Source organism: Chlorobium ferrooxidans DSM 13031 (assembly GCF_000168715.1).
In the GTDB taxonomy this organism is placed as follows: domain Bacteria; phylum Bacteroidota; class Chlorobiia; order Chlorobiales; family Chlorobiaceae; genus Chlorobium; species Chlorobium ferrooxidans.
In genome coordinates this window covers 1-14726 of the sequence record NZ_AASE01000010.1, presented here as the reverse complement: position 1 = coordinate 14726, position 14726 = coordinate 1, and the positions used below count along the sequence as shown (strand labels likewise).

Sequence of the window (14726 nt, the reverse complement as noted above, 5' to 3'; positions counted from 1 at the left end):
AACAGCCCTGTTTTAAAAAGAGATAAGCAGGCGTTAGCGTTGCTTTTTTTTCGGTTTCAGGCTTTTCAGCGCGCTGGCGGCAATCAGGATAATTCCTGCAAGAATGATGGTATGCAGGTACTGGACTATATCAGGAAAGAGGCTGGCAATAAAGTAGCCGATCAGGGTAAAGCAGAGTACCCACGCAACAGCTCCGGAAACACTGAAAAAGAGGAAAACAGGGAAGGCCATGCCGGCCACTCCTGCAAGGGATGCAGCAAAGCTGCGGATAACCGGAACAAAACGGGCGAGAAAGATGGTTTTTGCACCGTGTTTTTTATAGAAGCGCTCGGTTTTTTCAAGGTGTTCCCTATGAAAGAAGCGGGACTCCGTTTTATGGAAAATTGTTCTGCTGAGTTGTCGCCCTATAAGATAGCCGGTTGCATCGCCAAGAATGGCGCCGCATACAAGGGTTGCGAGTGTGCGATAGATGTCGAGACCTCCGGTTGCGGCGATGAGGCCGGCGGTTATGAGCAGGGAGTCACCCGGAAGAAAAAAGCCGGCAAAGAGTCCGGTTTCGGCAAAAATAATTATAAAGAGCAGCAGGTATCCTCCCCAGATAATCAGCTCCTCAAGTGTATGCATATTCTGGAACGGTGTGAAAAAGTCCATGAACGGGGAGTGAATGATGGGTTAGAGGAGAGAGAGCCCGGAACCGAAAACAGTGAAAAGGGCATAGCCTGACCCTTTTCACTGTTCAGTAAATTTTTATACCGGGAGCACCCTTATGGAGTGCCCTGACTAAGGTTCAGTTCGTGCTGACCGGATTCCGGATGATTACGGAAGGAGAACGGCGCAGGAGATGACCGTTGTCCACATCCCGTTTTCACCCTCTGCCGACTGCGTGATATTGTAGGAGTTGATGATTTTGCCGCTCATCTTGTAGATACCCTCGCGTTCATCCCAATCCTTGTTGGGGTCAAACTCGATACCGAGGGTTGTGGCGAGCATGGTTGCTGCAAGATCTTCGGCATATTCTCCGGACTGTTCAGCCGACTCTCCGAAAGGATGGTGTTCAGAGAGGTAGCCGTACTGCGTATCGTCTGCCGGAATAGCCACACCGACCGAAGCGGCAATAAGGCGGTTGTACTCATTGGTTGAGTTGCGAGCCATGACGGCAAAGGTGATCTGGCCTGGAGAGAGCTCCTTCAAACCCTCTTCAACGCTGATGCGCTCACATTTCGGCGGAAAAATACTTGATACGGTGACCAGATTGCATTTCTCAATTTTGGCTTCTCTCAAAGCAAGCTCGAAAGATGAGAGATACTCCTTGTGTCTTCCCACACCTTTGGTGAAGAATACTTTTGTCGGGACAAATGACAATGCCGTGCCTCCGGATAAATTTATTGTACAAACAGTCTACACTATCGAAATTGAGCAATTATAGGAAAAAGCAGTGGCATTCAAAATGTTTTTTTTGCGGCGACTTTAAAAAACCGTCTTTTTCCGGCCTTGATGATTTTCGGTTCGATGTCGAGATCAATCTTCTCATGGATTTCCGAAATTTTCCGCTCATCGACCAGAATGGAGTTCTGCTGTATCATCCTGCGGGCTTCGCTTTTTGAAGGGGCGGCACCAAGGGTTACCAGCAGGTCGATCAGCGGCAGTGATTGCTCTTCAAACAGGAAGAGTTCAATGTGATCAGGTGCTTTTTTATGCACAAAAAGCTGATCGAAGTGTGTTTCGGCATCTGCGGCGGCTGAGCGTGAGTAATAGGAGGCTACGATCTCTCTTGCAAGAGCCCTTTTGGCACTTCTCGGGTCCGTTTCCCGCTGTTCAAGAATAGCTGATGTGGCTGCACGCTCTGTTTGCGGTACCAGAAGCCGGCACCAGGTCTCGATCAGCGGGTCGGGAATCGAGAGGACCTTGCCGTACATCTCCGAAGGCGGGTCATTGAAACAGATGGCATTGCCGAGTGATTTCGACATCTTCTCCTTTCCGTCACTGCCCACAAGCAGCTCCATGGTAATGCAGACCTGCGGCGGGATGCCGTACTCCCGCTGCAGATCCCTGCCGACAAGCAGGTTGAATTTCTGGTCGGTGCCGCCGAGCTCAATATCGTTTTTCAGATGTACCGAGTCCATCCCCTGTGCCAGAGGGTAGAGAAATTCATGAATCGAGATGGGTTCATTGGAGCGGTAGCGCCGTTCAAAGTCATCGCGTTCAAGCATTCTTGCGACGGTGTAGTGGCTTGACAGACGGATGATGTCGGCAAATTTCATGGCGCCGAGCCAGTCGGAGTTATAGCAGATGGTTGTTTTGTCGGGGTCAAGGATTTTTGATGCCTGTTCGAAGTAGCTTTCACCGTTCTCTCTTGCCTCTTTTGCCGAGAGCTGGGGTCGTGTTTTGCTTTTCCCTGACGGGTCGCCGATCATGGCGGTAAAGTCGCCGATGATGAGGATTGCTTCATGGCCGAGATCCTGAAACTCCCTGAGTTTTCGCAGTACGACCGAGTGGCCGAGATGCAGATCCGGTCTTGACGGGTCAGCACCAAGCTTCACTTTGAGCGGCACGCCGGTTTTCAGGCTGTGCAGAAGCTTCTGTTCAAGCTCTCCAACGCTGATGAGTTCCACAACGTTGGCGGTAATGATATCAAGCTGTTCCTTTACGGTTGGAAAACGCATGGATTGAGTTTTTGGTGTTTAATATTGTTTTCGTACCTGCTCCATCTGCCGCTGGTTCTCCCGCGCCTTGATGGTTTCGCGTTTGTCGTAGAGCTTTTTCCCTTTGGCGATGGCAATCTCTATTTTTAACAACCCTTTTGAGCTGAAAAATGCTTTCAGCGCTACCAGTGTGAGCCCTTTTTCCGTTATTTTCGCCTGTATTTTAAGGATTTCAGCCTTGTGCAGAAGCAGTTTCCGGCTCCGTTTCGGTTCGAGCATCTCCAGATGGTTGTGCTCATACGGGGTGATCTGCATGTTCTCAAGCCACACCTCATTGCGAAGGATGATGGCAAAGCTGTCGTTCAGGCTGGCCTTGCCGAGACGCACCGATTTGACCTCGCTGCCGAAGAGCTGGATACCGGTGACGAAGGTATCAAGAATTTCAAATTCATACCGGGCCTTTCTGTTCTGAATGGCCTGTACGTAGTGCTGTGTGGTCTGTTTTTTCGACACCGTGTGCGGGAGTTCAATGGTTTTCTGTTTCCAAACAGGCTGCCGGAATAATATTGCCGATGTTGAGAATCAGGTCGGGATCCAGGCTCTTTTTTACCCGCACCATCTCCATTATTCCCCTCTCCTGATAGAGCCCGACAAGATACTCTGCCTTGAGCTTGCCGATGCCGTGTTCGGCCGAGAGTGTTCCGCCAAGAGCAAGTGCCTTTTCAACAAGTTTCCGGTAGAGCACCTTGGCCAGAAGAAACTCCTCCCTGTTTCTCGGCAGGATGTTCAGGTGCAGGTGTTCGTTGCCTATGTGGCCGAAAAGAATATAGACAAAGCCCTCCTGTTCGCAAGAGTTCCGGTAAAAATCAAAGAGTTCACGGAACCGATCGCCGGGCACGGCCATGTCGGTGCTGATTTTGCTCTCCTTCTGCCGGCTCAGCCAATCATTGACAAGGAGCGGGAGGGTGTGGCGAAACTCCCGCAGTCTGGACTGTTCTTCACGGTCAAGCGCTACCCAGGAGTTGTCGGTCAAGGCATTGCATGATTCCATGAGCGTGAAGAGGGTGTCAAGAGCCGCTTCATCGCTTTCCGGAGTTGTTTCCAGTTCGATGAAAATTGCCCCTTCGCTCTCCCGGGGCAGATCGGGATATTTTTGGGCGAGCAAGCCAAGGGAGTTTTTGTCGAAAAATTCAATGGCTCTCGGTGAAATACCGTTTTCCGGCTCTTTGAGGAGTTTGACAAACCCGAAGAGATCGTCAATTGTGCCGAAATGGATCAGCGATGAGATAAGGGAGGCCGGTCGGGGAATGAGCATGAGATCTGCTTCAGCGATGACTCCGAGTGTTCCTTCCGAACCGATGAAGAGATCGATGAGATCCATGCCCTCCTTTGAAAAGTAGCCGGCATTGTGCTTTGAGGTGGCCGGCATGCGGTAGTCCGGCCTTTGCAGTGTGACTGCTCCCGAGTGCGGCAGTGTGAAATGGAAGGTGCCCTGTTTGTCCGCCTTGCAGCTGCCGCGGGAAAGATCAAGCCGGTCACCCCCTGGCAGTATGATGAGAATTCTTGCAATATGCTCACGTGTCGATCCGTATTTGAAGCTTCTTGCTCCTGAAGAGTTATTGGCTATGGTGCTTCCGATAAAACAGAGTTTTTCGGTAGGGTCCGGCGGATAAAACCATCCGCTCTGTTCGGCTTTTATCTGGATATTTTCAAGCAGCGCACCTGCCTGCACGGTCATGATTGCATGCTTTTCGGAGAGCACTGCAGGCTCGTCGATCCGGTCGAGTTTCTGCATGGAGATGACGTAATCTCCCATCGGGATTCTGCCGCCGGTCGTTCCGGTTCCGTTTCCGGCAATGGTAAAGCGGCGGGGTTCTGCACCATCCCTTTTCAGGAGGCCGGCAAGTTCATCAACGGTTTCCGGGAAAAAAACTCCCGGAGTATGGCCGGTTTTCAGGTTGCTTGTATCCTCAAGAAAGCCCTGTATGGAGGCCTGGTCATGCTTGTAGATCATTCTGCTGGTAGAACGTCACTGTTTTTTTTACTGCTCTCCGCTGCTGGCGGAGGGGTTTCATTCGTTACCGTATTGTCGGACGGAACATCCGGCAGGGTTTCGCTGGTGCTGTCCGGCTCTGCTTTGGGCGATCCGGGGAGTGCAGACACCGGAGGCTTTTCGCCCTTGATATAATATTTTATCAGTTCACGGGCAATCGGGGCGGAAATGGTGCCGCCGAAACCTGCATTTTCAACCAGAACCGCCATGGCGATTTTTGGATTATCGACCGGTGCATAGGCGATAAACCATGCATGATCCTGTCCGTGGGGGTTCTGTGCGGTACCGGTTTTTCCGGCAATCTCCACGCCGGGGACTTTCGCCAGCGTTCCGGTTCCTCGAAGTACGACACCCTTCATGCCGTCCCTGATAATGCCGTAGGTTTCAGCCGTTACCGGTAACTGCTGTTTGGCGAAGGTGAAGGGGATATATCTGCCGGTTGCCGTATCACGGTAACCATTTACAATATGGGGCTGAAAGAGGGTTCCGTTGTTGGCAAGTGCTGCCGCATAGGCTGCAAGCTGTACCGGGGTTGTGCCGAGCTCACCCTGGCCGATGGCAAGGCTTACCAGATACCCTTTTGTCCAGCGATTTTTTCCGTAGCGGTTATTGTAATATTCGATTGATGGCAGAAGACCTGCCCGTTCGCCCGGAAGGTCAATGCCCGTTTTCGTACCGAAACCGAACATACTGCCATATTTTGTCCAGTTATCCAGCCCGACCTTGAAAATCAGGTTGTAAAAATAGACATTGGAGGAGACGGTTATGGCTTCACGCATATCTACCACACCGTGCCCCTTCCCTTCATTGCTGAGAAAGCGTCTTCCCCCATAGATGAAGACACCGCTGTCAAGTATTTTTGTGGCCGGATCCATTCTCTTCTCTTCAAGCGCAGCCATGGCCAGAATCATCTTGTAGATGGAGCCGGGCGGATAGACGGCCTGAACTGTCCGGTTAAAGAGCGGTTTCTGGGGAGATGTCAAGATATCGCTCCATCCTTTGCTGTCGGTCGAGCCATTGAAAATATTCAGGCTGTAGTCCGGAGCACTGGCAAGAGCAAGAATTCCTCCAGTAGAGGGGTCTATGGCGACAACCGCACCGGATCTTCCGGTTTTTCTCAGCAGTTGTTCGGCAAGCTGCTGAAGGCCGCCATCGATTGAGAGATAGAGGTCATCACCCCTGACAGCGGCTATGTCGCTGTTGCCGTAGTTGTATTTACCGGCAAATTTCCCGAGTGGAGTGATCATTTCAAACCGGGCGCCCTTCTGACCCCTCAGACGTTCTTCATAATATTTTTCCAGTCCGCTGAATCCGATTTTGTCATCCGGGGTGTATCCCTGCTCAGCGAACTCCTCAAGTTTTGCTTTTGAGATGGCGCGCAGATAGCCGAAAAGATGGGAACCGTTGAGAGAGTCGGAGTACTTTCGTTTATTGTCAGTTTCAATCAGCACTCCGGGCAGCTGCCAGAGGTTTTCACTCAGTCGTGCTACATCAACACCGTCAAGGTTACGGCTGACCGTTACGGCCGAAAAACGGTTGAACTCATATCCCTTGCTGATTTTATCAGCCAGTTCGGCTTTCTCTATTTTCAAGAGCCAAGCCAGGTAGCCGGTGCGCTCTTTTTTGAATTCAGATGGAATGACCTTGACGGTGTAGAGCGGCTGATTATCGACAAGAACGACCCCTTTTTTGTCGATCATGCGTCCTCTTGGCGGCTGAACCCAGACCCTTCGGATACTGTTTGTTGTCGAAATTGAGCCGAGCTGCTGATAATTAAGTACCTGTATGTAGAAGAGCCGGGCAAAAAGAACGGAGAAAACAGCTACGACAAACAGTGATACGAGAGTAGTGCTTCGCTGAATTTTATCCATCAGTCTGAAAAGGTTTTTCTCATTAACAGCCGCTTTGCGATAAAGGCAAGGATGAGGGTGAGGAGTGATTCAAGCAAGCCGAGAACCAGAATACGGTAAAAGGGTGAAAGTCCGAGAGGGTTGTAACCTGCTGCAAAAATCGCGTTGGCAGAGAAGGTTGCCGTCATGACCGCCCAATACATCCGCTTGGTTTTTTGCTTTGAGGTTGCATGACTGTTTTCAGGGATATTGAAAAACCCGGCAATAAAACCCTCTACCGTTCTTGCAAGCATCGACAGACCCATGTTTCCTGACATAAGTCCGGTTATAACTCCCGCAGCAAACCCGAAACTGGTACCCGCTCTCTGGCCGATTGTTACAGCAATGAAGGCAAGCAAGAGCGAAATGGCATCGGGCGATACATCAAAAATGGTGAAATGGGAGAGGCCGAACACCTGCAGGAGTGAGACAATGCAGAGGAGCACGATATAGAAAGGGATTTTTGTTGCCACAACAAATAAGGTCTGAAAAATTAAGGGATAGGCTCTTCTGTTGTATTGTCGCTGGTCATGACAGCTTTTTCCGGCTCGATTTTAAGCGGAGCAACAAGAACCTGATTCAGGGATGAAAAATCAACGGCAAGCCGGACATCTACGGTGTAGAAGAGTTTATCGGGAGTGATACGCACTACCCGGCCAACAGGAATTCCTCTGGCCGAAAATGTACTGAAGTCAGAGGTGACAATCTCCTCATTTACCTTGAGGCTGCTGCTGATAGGGACATGTTCCATCTGCGCAACGAACTCCCTTCCTCCGCTCCATGAGAGTACGCCGATGCTGCCGCTTTTATCGGAAACAACGCAGACCTTGAAATCAGTGTGGATAACAGGCATTACCCTGGCATAGTTCTCCGAGACGGTCGTCACTCTTCCAACCAGACCCTGTGGAGTAAGCACTGTCATATCCTTTCTGATTCCTTTTTTCCATCCGGCATCGATCAGGAGCATGTTCTCCCGATCGCTGAACCTTCGGCTTACCACCCGGGCCATGATGAAGCTGGAGGCATTGAGTGTGCTGTCTGCCGTAATTTTCCGGCTGTTTCTCTCATCCGTTACAGCCGCATCAAGGTTGATCACTTTTGCAAGAAGATCGGTGTTTACCTGCATCAAACGGTCGTTTTCCTGTTTCAGGTTCAGGAGGTAGCTATAGCTCAAAAGTTTGTCGGTTATGAAAGCGCTGAACTCAATGCCCCCGGTTCGTACTCTGGTAATCGTATCATCATTCTGGAGCTTTATGAAAAAAATCGAGATTGCACAATAGAGTGCAAAGAGCAGCCAGGTATTGTGCCGGCTAAATACATTGAAAAACTTCCGCACGTTCGAGTTTCCGGTTATATATAGGAGAGCTGCTGTGTTGAGATTATGAGCGCAGAGGTTTGGCAGCACCTGGCCTCATGGATACGGTAACGGTTTTCTTCAGCTGTTCCGATTTGATCTTTTAATCGGGATTTCGTCAGCTTTGCTGCCGGTTTTTTATGCCTCTTTATCAAACTATGGAACCAAAGGCTCAGGATTTGCCTGACACTTATTTTTTATTACATTTTCCTCATCCACCGCATGGTGCTGCGGTAAACAGGTCAAGTGAAACATATGACTCAAAATGTGAATATAACAGATAAATTTGTTGTTGTCGGTGATAGAGTATTAATCAAACCAAAATCTCTTGATGACAGGACCAAGTCCGGTATCTATCTTCCGCCCGGAGTCCAGGAAAAAGAGAAAATTCAGAGCGGTTATGTTATAAAAACAGGGCCGGGCTATCCGATAGGTCCCCCTCCGGAGTCTGACGAACCATGGAAAGAGAGGGTAACGGCAGCGCAGTATATTCCGCTTCAGGCAAAAGTCGGTGATCTGGCTATTTTTATCCAGAACAGCTCCTATGAGATCGAGTATGAAGAGGAACGGTACATTATCGTACCCAATTCGGCCATTCTGCTTCTGATCAGGGAGGATGATGATCTTGACTATTATCTCAAATGATCCGGAAATTTCCTGATGCCGTGCCGGATTTCTGCAAGATGTAATAATTTTACCCATCAGTTTTTTTCTGCTTCCTCAATACCGTACCCCGAGGTTCGCAACCGATTGTAATCATACTATGACCAGAGATTTTGTTTCCGTCGGTGCCGTTGACGGCACCCTTTTGCATGAAGAGCTTTTTCAGCGGATCAGTGTGCTGAAAAAAGAGATGAATGCCCTGATTCTTGCGCACTACTATACGGTTCCCGAGGTGCAGCAGGTCGCGGATATTGTCGGCGACAGCCTTGCTCTGGCCCGGGCGGCTGAAAAAAACAGTGCGGATGTGATTGTTTTTGCCGGGGTCTATTTTATGGCGGAAACAGCCAAGCTGCTTAATCCGGGAAAACTGGTTCTGATGCCTGACTCCCATGCAGGGTGCCCTCTGGCAGACAGTTGCCCGCCCGTTGAGTTCAGGAAATTCAAGGAATTGCATCCGGAGGCCCTGGTTATCACCTATATCAATTCGACCGCCGAAATCAAGGCGCTGTCGGATATTACCTGTACCTCTTCAAATGCAGAGCATATCATCCGGCAGATTCCCGAAGAGCAGCCGATAATTTTTGCCCCTGACAAAAATCTTGGAGGCTATCTGGCCCGTAAACTTCACAGGGAGATGTTTATCTGGCAGGGGTGCTGTTATGTGCATGATGCCTTTACCGAGCCCTATATTCTCCAGGCATGCCGGGAGCATCCGGATGCGGAGTTGATTGCCCATCCCGAATGCCGCGAAGAGGTGCTGCGCCATGCCTCCTTTATCGGTTCCACACAGGCTCTTCTGCTGCATACGGAGTCAAGTTCAGCTCAAAGCTTTATTGTTGCGACCGAACCGGGAATTCTCTATGAGATGCAGAAGCGTTCTCCGGGGAAAATTTTTATTCCGGCCCCCAAGGATCGCAATAATCCCCATAGTCTCTGTACGCAGATGAAGCAGAATACCCTTCAGAAGCTCTATGAGTGCATGCAGAACCGGTCGCCTGAAATCAACGTGCCCGAAATGCTTCAGAGTGCAGCCCTGAAGCCTATCCGGCGTATGCTCGACATGTCGGCATGAAGCTCTGTTGCCGCCGGTATTCCTGAGTTCGCTTTTTGTCTGAATGTGTGTACCTTGATTTGACACCGTCAACTCACAGGCGCTTCTGATCGCTACCCTCAACATACGGGGAGTCAGGTATGAACATAAAAGTCAAGCGAACGGTTGAGCTGTTTTTTACGGCTCTTCTTCTGCTTTTAAATCCATTGCAGACATACGGATGGCATGATAAAACCCATCTTGCGATTGCCCGCGCGGCAGGATTTGATCGATGGTACAGTGCTGCGGCACCTGATGTTGTCAAGTCGAGGGAAGTATTCAGAAAGATCGAGGAGAAAAACCACTATTTCAATAACAACGGGGCGGTGCCGGTCAGTGAGGTGATGGTTATGGAGCAGCTTAAGCGCTTCAATGAGCCCGATGACCAGGAGGGCCATCTTTATGGCGCGATCATCGGCTCACTGCGTGATTTTCGCGATCTGAAGGCGACCGGGAAATATGCCGATTATCCACTTGTATTTGCTGCTCACTACATCGCTGACCTCTCCATGCCGCTGCATAATAGCGCTTATGACGCTTTCAACAGGGAGCGGCATTCGAAAAACGACGGCATTATTGAAGGTGAGGTCCTGAAAAGTATCGGCATTATCCGTCGAAGTATCTACAGGATAACGCTTGCAAGTGAAGCTGACCTTGCCCGTGAAGTTGCCCGTGTTGCAGAAATTTCCCGCAAGCTTGGCAACCGGATGCGTATGGACAACAGGGATATGAGCGGTCCGGAAGCCTTTGAGCAGGCGGTACACAGTGCATCGCTTTTCAGGGCGATTCTTCTCTATGTGGGTAAACCACCGGAAGGGGAGATAACAGATAATGGTAACATGAAATAATAGAAGTAGTTATGATAAAGCCGGAACATCTGGTTATTCTTGAAAAAGGGGTGGAGGTCTGGAACCGGTGGCGTCAGGAAAATCCGGAGGTAACACCGGACCTTGAAGGCGCAGCTCTTCAGGGCCGCCCGCTCGGAGAGGTTAACCTGAGCGGCACGAGGCTTCAGCATGCTCTGCTCACGAACGCTGACCTCACCGGTGCTGATCTCAGTGGAGCTGACTTGCGGGGGGCGGATCTGAGCGGTGCGAATCTCTCTCGATCCAATCTCAGTAAAAGTACCATTGATACCGCCACCCGTTATACGACGCTCAAGGGGTGCAGTATCGGCGTCAACGGTTTCTATTCGCCCGAAACCGATTCGGCAGCTCTCATGCGCATTGATCCTCCGGGAAACTCCATGCAGGGTGCCAATGTCGAAGCGGTTATCGAGAGTCTCAAGCATGCCCGCAAGCTGCATACCTTTTCACTGGTCCTTGCCGGTATTGCGTTGCTCTTTATTGTCATCAAACCGACCTCAATCACCCTTCCCTATCTTTCGGGCTCCTTCAAGTTTGATGCTCTGACCTATGCTTTTCTTGCCACGGTTCTCTCCTCGGGGCTGCTGAGTCTTGTGGCGATCTTTATTGATTCGGCCCTTCAGGGGGCGCGTTATCTCAATGACCGGAGCGCCGCTATGACCGTTGGCCATTTTCCCTGGCTGCTCTCAAAATACGAGCACGACCCTCCGCTTGAGCGGCAGTCGCGTATCATGCGTCTTTTTCTCTGCTTTCATCCGGTACTCTATCTCTACTTTTTTGTTCGATGGAGCGCCCTGTTCATCGGTGACTGGGACGGTTTTATACTCTACTACCAGGAGTTGCCTTTTTTTCTCGCAGAACTGCTGCTGCCGCTTCTCTATTTCCAGTTGATCAGAAGCTGCTTCCGGATTTTCAGACTTTCCGAAGGGTTCCAGAAGCCGATTCTCTTCGATACGGTAACGGAGCGGGAGAGGCGAAGCGACATGGAGCATCTTATTGCCGCTGTTGAAAAACAGGCGTCAAGAACAACGGAGCTTGTTGAACTCATGCGCAAAAGGGAAGGGTGAAGCAAGATGGAATTGAACCTCCCGCTTAGAATTATTGGCGTTGGCCGTTATCTCCCTCAGCGTGTTGTCGAGAGCTCCGAACTTGAAGCGATCTGCCGGCTTCCTGCCGGCTGGGTGGAGCGGCGTAACGGCGTGCGCCAGCGACGCTGGATCAGCACGGAGACCTCATCATTCATGGCCGCTGAGGCGGCGCGTGAAGCACTCGAAGAGGCGAATCTTGAGCCTGACCGGCTCGACCTTATCATCAATGCCTCGGGAACGGCTGAGCAGGCTATTCCCGACATGGGCGCACTGCTCCAGCGACAGCTCGGTCTGGGAAGTTCCGGCATACCTTCCATGACGGTGCACAATACCTGCCTGAGCTTTCTTGCGGCAATGGATGTGGCGGCAAACTATCTTGCTGCCGGGCGCTATAGCAATATCCTGATTGCCAGTTCCGATATCTCCTCCTGCGGTATCAACATCAAGGAGCCCGAATCGGCCACCCTTGTCGGGGATGCGGCGGCAGCGGTTGTTGTGACCCGTTCAGGCGAGGGGGAGGAGTCGCTAATGCATCATGCACATTTTCGAACATGGGGAGATGGAGCCTACCTGACTACCATCATGGGTGGCGGTTCGGCCCTTCATCCTTCAAAACCGGGCCATAACCCCGATAACGATCTTTTCCATATGGATGGCTCCGCTGTACTCCGTATGGTACGCCGCTATGATGAAGCCTTTCTCGAAGAGCTCTATCCGGGGCTTTCAAAAAGCCTGCTCGATATTGACGTAGTTGTGCCCCATCAGGCCAGTAAAGTCGGCCTGCACATGCTCCGCCGCTTCGGCTGGCCGGAGGAGAAGATCATGCAGACGATTGAGTGGATGGGAAACTGTGTTGCCGCCTCCATTCCCGCCACCCTCTACCAGGCTGTCCGTGACGGTTCGCTTGAACGGGGCGACAAACTCCTGATGGTCGGCACCGGCGCGGGGTTGTCGATAGGCGGGATGGTTTTAACATACTGACCCGATTTTGGTAAGGGCGAAAAATCTTTTGCTCCTACATTGGCCCGGTCCAAACAAAAATAGATGTTTATGAACAACGATATTTCAGGGTTGAACCCGCATGAGGTTTGGACGCATTTTCAGAGCCTGACCAGGGTTCCCCGGCCTTCGGGCCATGAGGAGAATATCCGGGAGTTCATGACGGCATTCGGGCGCAACCTCGGCCTTGAGAGTATTGTGGATGAAGCCGACAATGTCATTATCCGCAAACCGGCCACGGCGGGTATGGAGAATCGGCAGGGGGTGATTTTGCAGGCTCATCTGGATATGGTGCCGCAGAAGAACACCGGCAAGATCCATGATTTTACAACAGATCCGATTGAGACTATTGTGGATGGAGAGTGGGTGCGGGCCAATGGAACCACGCTTGGGGCCGATAATGGTCTCGGTGTTGCGGCAGCGATGGCGGTGCTGGCATCCACCGGGTTGCAGCATGGGCCGATTGAAGCGCTCTTTACCAGCAATGAGGAGGCGGGGATGAGCGGGGCGATGGGGCTGAAAGCCGGAGTGCTGATGGGTGAGATCCTCATGAATCTTGATTCGGAGGATGAAGGGGAGCTCTTTATCGGCTGCGCCGGAGGGGTCACTGTAACCTCAACCTTCAGTTACAGTGAACACGCTCTATCGGATAACTACCGGGGGTTCAGGATCAGCGTAACCGGCTTGATGGGCGGCCACAGCGGTCTGGATATTCATCTGGGCCGCGGCAATGCCAACAAGATCATGAACCGTATTCTCTATGAAGGCCATATCGGGTATGGTTTGCAGCTTGCCTCAATTGACGGGGGAAGCCTTCGCAATGCCATCCCTCGTGAATCCTTTGCCCTTGCAGCTCTTCCCGAAGCAATGGCGGATGGGTTTCTCGACCGACTCTCTCTGTTGTCCGCTACCATAAAAGATGAATTGCGGGCGGTTGAACCAACAGTGAAGATTGATGCGGTTTCTGTTCCTCTCCCCGAAACGGCTATTGAACCGGCAGTGTTTCTCCGATTTATGAAGGCCATCTATGCCTGTCCGAATGGAGTGATGCGCATGAACAGAGCGATGGAGGGTCTTGTTGAGACGTCCAATAATCTTGCCATGGTGAAATCAGCCAATAGTACCATTACCGTTGACTCTCTCCTCAGAAGTTCGGTTGATTCGGCGAGAGTAGATCTTGAGCTTATGATCACGGCTCTTTTTGATCTTGCCGGGGCGGGTTCGGTGGTTGACGGTGGATATCCCGGCTGGAAGCCGAACCCTGAGTCGCCGATTCTGAAGATTATGCAGGATGTATTTCAGAGAAAATTCGGGAAGATTCCTGTGACGAGTGCGGTTCATGCGGGTCTTGAGTGCGGTATTATAGGAGGCGTATACCCTGCACTTGATATGATCTCTTTTGGTCCCACCATTCGCTACCCGCACTCTCCGGATGAGAAGGTGCATATTTCCTCTGTCGGGAAATTCTGGGATCTGCTTGTTGCTGTGCTCGTTGATATTCCTGTTAAAAATTTGTGATTTGCTGTAGTGTCATCCCGATCTTTTATCTGACTCTGTTTTTTCCGGAGATCGCGAAAAATGAAGATTCCCCTCTTTTGCTGTTGAAAGCGAGGGGAAAAAACAGTACACTGTTATCAGTTCTTTTTTTTCTGGTGCCGGACTTGAAATGGTCCGGATAATAGGGAAGTACGTGAGATTCGTACACTGTACCCGCAACTGAAAAACGGTTCGCTGGAGAGGGGAGGCAAACAACCCAGTTTGTTCATTTTCTATTCAGCAGGATCAAGCCACGTCGTTATCCGAGATGTTACCACCGGAGAGACGGGGGAAGGCTTTTTCCACATTGAACGCCTGCCGAAAGGGCAGAAAACCGTTGATAGTCAGGAGACCTGCCGGAAAGCTATTGCCGTATGAGCACGTCTATTAATTGTCGTGAGCAGTATGAGTACAAGGCGGACGGAGCGGAAAAACCGGAGTGTACATTTAGTACATGAGGATTTTGAGCACCGCCCAACGAAGTAATCGTACTGCGGAACAAATTAATAGAGGAGCGATTATGACTTCGGGATCAAAGTCAGGCAA

General features: G+C 50.9%; 14 protein-coding genes and 1 riboswitch. Of the genes, 6 read left to right on the top strand and 8 right to left on the bottom strand.

The window, feature by feature from the left end; genetic code table 11:
- Positions 1 to 33: 33 nt before the first annotated feature.
- From CFERDRAFT_RS06460 to mreC, 8 genes are all read right to left on the bottom strand, one after another.
- A complete protein-coding gene (locus CFERDRAFT_RS06460) occupies positions 34 to 651 on the bottom strand; it encodes a DedA family protein (protein ID WP_006366416.1) in 618 nt (205 codons plus the stop codon).
- Between the two features lie 165 nt (positions 652 to 816).
- On the bottom strand, positions 817 to 1362 hold the full coding sequence (locus tag CFERDRAFT_RS06455) for a pyruvoyl-dependent arginine decarboxylase (protein WP_006366415.1): 546 nt from the start codon (positions 1360 to 1362) through the stop codon (positions 817 to 819).
- A gap of 80 nt (positions 1363 to 1442) precedes the next feature.
- Positions 1443 to 2663: a tyrosine--tRNA ligase gene (tyrS, locus tag CFERDRAFT_RS06450; RefSeq protein ID WP_006366414.1), complete on the bottom strand. Its 1221-nt coding sequence runs from the start codon at positions 2661 to 2663 to the stop codon at positions 1443 to 1445.
- Between the two features lie 18 nt (positions 2664 to 2681).
- The gene (gene smpB, locus CFERDRAFT_RS06445; RefSeq protein ID WP_006366413.1) at positions 2682 to 3155 is read right to left on the bottom strand and encodes an SsrA-binding protein SmpB; all 474 of its coding nucleotides are present in this window, start codon (positions 3153 to 3155) and stop codon (positions 2682 to 2684) included.
- Between the two features lie 13 nt (positions 3156 to 3168).
- Positions 3169 to 4656: an FAD-binding oxidoreductase gene (locus tag CFERDRAFT_RS06440; protein ID WP_006366412.1), complete on the bottom strand. Its 1488-nt coding sequence runs from the start codon at positions 4654 to 4656 to the stop codon at positions 3169 to 3171.
- Positions 4653 to 6566, bottom strand: a complete 1914-nt coding sequence (gene mrdA / locus CFERDRAFT_RS06435) for a penicillin-binding protein 2 (RefSeq protein WP_006366411.1) — start codon at positions 6564 to 6566, stop codon at positions 4653 to 4655. Before mrdA ends, CFERDRAFT_RS06440 begins: the two co-directional genes overlap by 4 nt.
- The gene (locus CFERDRAFT_RS06430) at positions 6566 to 7057 is read right to left on the bottom strand and encodes a hypothetical protein (protein WP_006366410.1); all 492 of its coding nucleotides are present in this window, start codon (positions 7055 to 7057) and stop codon (positions 6566 to 6568) included. The genes mrdA and CFERDRAFT_RS06430 overlap by 1 nt, the downstream gene beginning before the upstream one ends.
- 20 nt (positions 7058 to 7077) lie before the next feature.
- Positions 7078 to 7920: a rod shape-determining protein MreC gene (gene mreC, locus CFERDRAFT_RS06425; RefSeq protein ID WP_040433366.1), complete on the bottom strand. Its 843-nt coding sequence runs from the start codon at positions 7918 to 7920 to the stop codon at positions 7078 to 7080.
- Between the two features lie 273 nt (positions 7921 to 8193).
- On the opposite strand from mreC, the gene CFERDRAFT_RS06420 reads away from it, so the two are divergent.
- From CFERDRAFT_RS06420 to CFERDRAFT_RS06395, 6 genes are all read left to right on the top strand, one after another.
- Positions 8194 to 8583 carry a co-chaperone GroES family protein gene (locus CFERDRAFT_RS06420; protein WP_006366408.1) on the top strand — a complete coding sequence of 130 codons (390 nt, stop codon included), beginning with the start codon at positions 8194 to 8196 and terminating at the stop codon, positions 8581 to 8583.
- Positions 8584 to 8701: 118 nt separating this feature from the next.
- The gene (gene nadA / locus CFERDRAFT_RS06415; protein ID WP_006366407.1) at positions 8702 to 9673 is read left to right on the top strand and encodes a quinolinate synthase NadA; all 972 of its coding nucleotides are present in this window, start codon (positions 8702 to 8704) and stop codon (positions 9671 to 9673) included.
- A 119-nt stretch (positions 9674 to 9792) separates the two neighbouring features.
- Positions 9793 to 10539 (top strand): hypothetical protein, encoded by a 747-nt coding sequence (locus CFERDRAFT_RS06410; protein ID WP_006366406.1) that lies wholly within the window; start codon positions 9793 to 9795, stop codon positions 10537 to 10539.
- Positions 10540 to 10550: 11 nt separating this feature from the next.
- Positions 10551 to 11624, top strand: coding sequence for a pentapeptide repeat-containing protein (locus CFERDRAFT_RS06405; protein WP_006366405.1), 1074 nt, complete (start codon positions 10551 to 10553; stop codon positions 11622 to 11624).
- Between the two features lie 6 nt (positions 11625 to 11630).
- Positions 11631 to 12626, top strand: a complete 996-nt coding sequence (locus CFERDRAFT_RS06400) for a 3-oxoacyl-[acyl-carrier-protein] synthase III C-terminal domain-containing protein (RefSeq protein WP_006366404.1) — start codon at positions 11631 to 11633, stop codon at positions 12624 to 12626.
- Between the two features lie 69 nt (positions 12627 to 12695).
- Complete coding sequence (locus tag CFERDRAFT_RS06395; RefSeq protein ID WP_040433379.1) at positions 12696 to 14162, top strand: aminoacyl-histidine dipeptidase; 1467 nt, start codon at positions 12696 to 12698, stop codon at positions 14160 to 14162.
- A gap of 115 nt (positions 14163 to 14277) precedes the next feature.
- Positions 14278 to 14555, top strand: a riboswitch (cobalamin riboswitch).
- Positions 14556 to 14726: the final 171 nt, after the last annotated feature.

Coding starts and splice junctions, on each gene's coding strand:
- CFERDRAFT_RS06460 (WP_006366416.1), bottom strand. CDS start 651: ATGGACTTTTTCACACCGTTCCAGAATATGCATACACTTGAGGAGCTG.
- tyrS (WP_006366414.1), bottom strand. CDS start 2,663: ATGCGTTTTCCAACCGTAAAGGAACAGCTTGATATCATTACCGCCAAC.
- CFERDRAFT_RS06440 (WP_006366412.1), bottom strand. CDS start 4,656: ATGATCTACAAGCATGACCAGGCCTCCATACAGGGCTTTCTTGAGGAT.
- mrdA (WP_006366411.1), bottom strand. CDS start 6,566: ATGGATAAAATTCAGCGAAGCACTACTCTCGTATCACTGTTTGTCGTA.
- CFERDRAFT_RS06420 (WP_006366408.1), top strand. CDS start 8,194: ATGACTCAAAATGTGAATATAACAGATAAATTTGTTGTTGTCGGTGAT.
- nadA (WP_006366407.1), top strand. CDS start 8,702: ATGACCAGAGATTTTGTTTCCGTCGGTGCCGTTGACGGCACCCTTTTG.
- CFERDRAFT_RS06410 (WP_006366406.1), top strand. CDS start 9,793: ATGAACATAAAAGTCAAGCGAACGGTTGAGCTGTTTTTTACGGCTCTT.
- CFERDRAFT_RS06405 (WP_006366405.1), top strand. CDS start 10,551: ATGATAAAGCCGGAACATCTGGTTATTCTTGAAAAAGGGGTGGAGGTC.
- CFERDRAFT_RS06400 (WP_006366404.1), top strand. CDS start 11,631: ATGGAATTGAACCTCCCGCTTAGAATTATTGGCGTTGGCCGTTATCTC.
- CFERDRAFT_RS06395 (WP_040433379.1), top strand. CDS start 12,696: ATGAACAACGATATTTCAGGGTTGAACCCGCATGAGGTTTGGACGCAT.